Origin of the sequence: Chamaesiphon sp. VAR_69_metabat_338, assembly GCF_031423935.1 — a bacterium.
Lineage (GTDB): Bacteria > Cyanobacteriota > Cyanobacteriia > Cyanobacteriales > Chamaesiphonaceae > Chamaesiphon.
This window is the reverse complement of record NZ_JANPGM010000128.1, coordinates 1-4,680: the sequence shown is the minus strand read 5'-3', so window position 1 is coordinate 4,680 and position 4,680 is coordinate 1. Positions and strand designations below refer to the sequence as shown.

At 48.4% G+C, this 4,680-nt stretch carries 4 protein-coding genes and 1 pseudogene; 2 read left to right on the top strand and 3 right to left on the bottom strand.

The annotated features are described in order from the left end of the window. On the bottom strand, positions 1–491 hold a 491-nt coding region (locus RMO84_RS03695), incomplete at its 3' end, for a cofactor assembly of complex C subunit B (protein ID WP_310487108.1). 122 nt (positions 492–613) lie between these two features. Then, positions 614–1,342, bottom strand: coding sequence for a response regulator transcription factor RpaB (rpaB, locus tag RMO84_RS03690; protein WP_309745214.1), 729 nt, complete (start codon positions 1,340–1,342; stop codon positions 614–616). Positions 1,343–1,682: 340 nt separating this feature from the next. On the opposite strand from rpaB, the gene radA reads away from it, so the two are divergent. After that, entirely contained in the window at positions 1,683–3,188 is a 1,506-nt protein-coding gene (gene radA, locus RMO84_RS03685) for a DNA repair protein RadA (protein WP_310487107.1), read from the top strand. Between the two features lie 183 nt (positions 3,189–3,371). Continuing rightward, a complete protein-coding gene (locus RMO84_RS03680) occupies positions 3,372–4,088 on the top strand; it encodes a rhomboid family intramembrane serine protease (RefSeq protein WP_310487106.1) in 717 nt (238 codons plus the stop codon). Positions 4,089–4,240: 152 nt separating this feature from the next. Here the strand turns inward: RMO84_RS03680 and RMO84_RS03675 are convergent. Then, positions 4,241–4,680, bottom strand: a pseudogene (locus RMO84_RS03675) (magnesium chelatase ATPase subunit D); the annotation flags it as partial.

Below are 4,680 nucleotides of genomic sequence, written 5' to 3'. Positions count from 1 at the left end.
GCGGGTAAATAATCAAACTCAATTCTGCCGGGATAAACTTTGGTATCGACTAAATAAATCGCTTTTTGTTTGGTTAAAACTCGATCGAGGATCGCTCCTGGCTTGACGGTGGCATTAGGTGCCAAAATTCCCCGTCGCAGCAATACTTGCCCTTGGTAATAAACGACGATCGATCGCGTGACTGTATTGGTAAGTAACAGATGGGACGCCCACGCCAATTCTGTTTTGAGGACATCTGGTAAAGTTGGCAACAGTTCAAAGCCTTCTGTCCCTTCTAAACTCACACTATCGGGTTGTCTGGGTTGAACTTGTTGCCATAGCAATCCCGTCAGAATCAACACTGCTGTTAAAACTACCCCGACAGCATCCGAACGTGCCTGTGAGTCAGTCAGTTCTGGAGTCAGCACCCGATTCAACATTAATAGCGTTCCGGCGATGCTCCCAGCCACAATCGGCACGAGTCGCACGATCCGATTATTATCTGCTTTCATCTCGATCGCTACTCCCTACCGTATATTTTACTAGTTCAAATCAACTATAATAGTACACACCCCTAAATTAAAACTTAGGGTGAGCAATACTCACCCCAAGCCTAAATCCTAAATCCTAAAGCCTAGAGTTCATCAGGCTCGATAATCCGTTGAAACAAATAACCCGTACCTCTAGCCGTCAGAATCAGTTCGGGATTGCTGGGATCTTCTTCTAACTTGGCACGGAGGCGCGAAATGTGGACATCCACGACTCTAGTATCGACGTGCCGTTCGGGAGTATAGCCCCAAACTTCTTGGAGAATTTCCGATCGCGAGAAGGCTTCGCCCGATCGACTCACCAAGAGTTCGAGCAAGCTAAACTCCATGCCCGTCAACCGAATCCGTTCGTCAGATTTATAAACTTGACGCTTATTGGTGTCGATTTTGATCGTGGCGATCTGGATCACGCCAGAACTAGGAATTCCATTGAGTCCATTTTTATCCACTCGTCGCAGTACCGAGCGAATTCGCGCCTCTAGTTCTTTAGGAGAGAATGGTTTGACGACATAGTCATCCGCGCCCAGTTCTAGCCCCGTGATCCGATCGGCGACATCACCCAAAGCTGTCAGCATGATAATCGGGACATCGGACTCTTTGCGTAGCTCTTGACACACCCCATAGCCATCGAGCTTGGGCATCATTACATCGAGCACGACCAGATCTGGGCAAGTTTCGCGAAAAGTTTCGAGAGCCTCTTCCCCATCAGCCGCTGTCACTACATCATAGCCAATCATGGAGAGGCGAGTTTCTAAAATGCGACGGATGCTAGCCTCATCATCAACGACCAGAATAGTTTCCTTATGATTTTCCAAGCTTATCAAAGCTCCTATCGTATAGTGGTAATTTTTTTAACGTTAACTTTTAACATCCTAAGATTAAGATTATCATTAATTCCAACTAAATTGGTGCAGTCAAACCCCTTCAGAAATTGGAACTGCGTCGATTGCCAGTTCCGACCCATGCACATTTTTTAATTATCGATCGAGTCTACTTGCCTTAACAGCGGCAACTTGGGGAATGCTCGATCGACTAGCACAGCATTGAAGAGGGATTTAGCCCCACGATCGCTCCGCCAAAATACTACCTTTTGTAATCTGAACGCTCGCTCATTAGCGATCCTCTACTCCCTACCCTTTACCCTCCCCCCGCAGAATGGCAAAACAGCCGCGTACTTCCTATGTTTGTAATGAATGTGGATCGACATCCTTGCAATTTTATGGCAAATGCCCGATCTGTGGTGTTTATGCTTCAATGGTCGAACAGGCTGCACCATCAGCTTCTAGAGGCTTAGGAGTCAAAGCACTCAATGGTCGATCGGACAACGAACAACCTCACCCTCTAGCAGCCTTAACTTTTCCCGAAATTATCGATGGCGAGGAAGAACGCTGGGCATCGGGATTTGGCGAACTCGATCGAGTATTAGGTGGCGGGATCGTCCCCGGTTCGCTTGTTTTAATCGGTGGCGATCCGGGTATCGGCAAATCTACCCTCTTGCTGCAAACTGCCAACCTGATGTCCAAACATTATCGGGTGCTCTATGTCTGTGGCGAAGAATCGGGCAAGCAAGTTAAATTACGTGCTTCTCGCTTGGGCGTCGAAGGTACCAAGGGCGAACTCACCAGTGAAGAAATTGCGGCAAATGGAGCCAATGGAGCAATTGAAGGCGCGAAACAATTAACGGTGGCAGATGGCGCAAATTTATACGTCCAAGCCGAAACCGATCTCGAAGAGATTCTCAGAGAACTAGAATCCCTCAAACCCCATGTCGCCGTGATCGATAGTATCCAAACCGTATATTTCCCCGCGCTGACATCCGCAGCGGGTTCTGTCGCTCAGGTGCGGGAATGTACCGCCGCGTTGATGAAAGTCGCCAAACGGGAAGATATCACCCTCCTCATCGTCGGACACGTTACCAAAGAAGGCGCGATCGCGGGGCCGAAAGTATTGGAACATCTAGTCGATACCGTCTTATATTTCGAGGGCGATCGGTTTGCCTCCCATCGTCTCCTCAGATCCACTAAGAATCGCTTTGGAGCCACGCATGAAGTGGGAGTGTTCGAGATGGTCGATCGTGGCTTAAGAGAGGTTGACAACCCGTCTGAGCTGTTTGTCGGCGATCGGCAAGGCATGGCTCCAGGTACCTCGATTGTCGTCGCCTGCGAAGGCACCCGCCCGATCGTCGTAGAGCTGCAAGCATTAGTCAGCCCCACCAGCTATCCCTCGCCGCGCCGTGCGGGGACGGGCATCGATTACAACCGTTTGACCCAAATTCTCGCAGTATTAGAAAAACGCGTTGGCATTCCCCTATCCAAATTAGACGCCTATGTTGCTTCCGCTGGCGGCTTAAATGTCTCCGAACCCGCTGTAGATCTGGGAATGGCAATCGCGATCGTGGCGAGTTTTCGCGATCGAGTAGTCGCCCCGTTTACGATCCTGATCGGTGAAATCGGCTTAGGCGGACAAGTTCGGCAAGTTTCACAACTAGAATTGCGCCTCAAAGAAGCGGCTAAACTCGGCTTCAAACGCGCGATCGTCCCTAAAGGACATCAAACTTTTCCCGATCTGGGGATGGAAATTATTCCCGTCAGCCGCGTAATTGACGCGATCGTCGCTGCCCTGCCAGCAGAGACGGAAAGAGAAGATATCGAGGAGGATTGAGGCAGAACATCAACATACCAATGGATAGATAGGGCAAATGGTAAATTATTAGTATTTGAGGAATATTCATTCAAGGACAATCGACATCGATCTTCCTTGCGTGAGGCGATCTAACTACGGGATTAGGAAGAATCTTCTCCTATTTCCCTATCCCCTATTCTCTATCCCCTATCCCCTAATCTTATGTTTCCAATCGATGATGACAATCCCACGCTAATTACCCCATTTGTTACATATGGGTTAGTTGCTATCAATATCTTAGTCTTTCTCTATGAGTTAAGCTTTTCCGAACAAGGTTTGACTCAATTTTTCTATCAGTGGGCAGTCGTCCCACTGCAATTGACAGGTGAATTTACCGGACAGACTTATCCAGCTTTGCGCGGCGGCGAACCACCAGAAGTTTTGACATTGATTACTGCCCAATTTCTCCACGGTGGTTTCCTCCACCTTGCTGGGAATATGTTGTTCTTATGGATTTTTGGCAATAATGTCGAAGACCAATTGGGACACTTTAAGTTCTTATTCTTTTATCTAGCTTGTGGCGTGCTAGCAAGTTTAACCCAGTGGTATTTCAGTCAAGGTTCGCAGTTGCCATCGCTCGGTGCTAGTGGTGCGATCGCGGGTGTGATGGGAGCCTATATCATTCGCTTCCCCAATGTCAGTGTTAGAACTGTGATTCCAATCGGGATTTTTCCATTTTTCACCAGAATTCCGGCTTATTTTTATCTAGGGATTTGGTTCTTCCAACAAGCTTTATATAGTTTTGCCACGCTCGCACCGCGTACTAATGTGGGGATGGAAAATGGCGGCGTTGCTTATTGGGCACATGCGGGCGGCTTTGTCTTCGGTGCAGTTCTCGGCCCAGTTTTGGGATTGTTTTCGCGGCGATCGGCAGCTTAGTTAAGCAATTTCAATTGTCTGAACTTTGATGATAAAGATCGATCGGATGAGCTATGACTCGATCGCCTGATAGCAGCTCATCAGAGTTTATCATTCAATCATTTTAATCGTAGTTCAGACAATATTTTCTTTATCAGAGATCGGTTCATTAATTACCGCATATCGCCGATCGCACTTATGGCAGTAGCCGCGATCGCTTGTTCGGTAGCTTTGGGGAGATGATGATATTTACCATTAGCTTGTTTAGCTAATTCCTTGGCAAAACCTGTCGAGATAAATTTATTTTCGGTATCGATGACGAGTAATTTAATCCCAATTGCCCGAATGCGCGAGGCAATATCTAGCAGCTCTTGTTTGATATCTGGCTTCTGTTCTGGATCGATCGTGTCGCCTAAGGAACGGGCTAAGGGAACGTTGCCCCGCCCGTCGGTAATGGCGACAATTACCACTTGGCCGACATCGCCAGAACTTTGGGCATTCACACCCACCCGCACGGCTTGAGTCAAACCGTGCGCTAGTGGCGAACCCCCACCGCAGGCGAGGCGTTCGAGGCGGCGTTTGGCCATGGCGATCGATCGAGTCGGTGGCAATA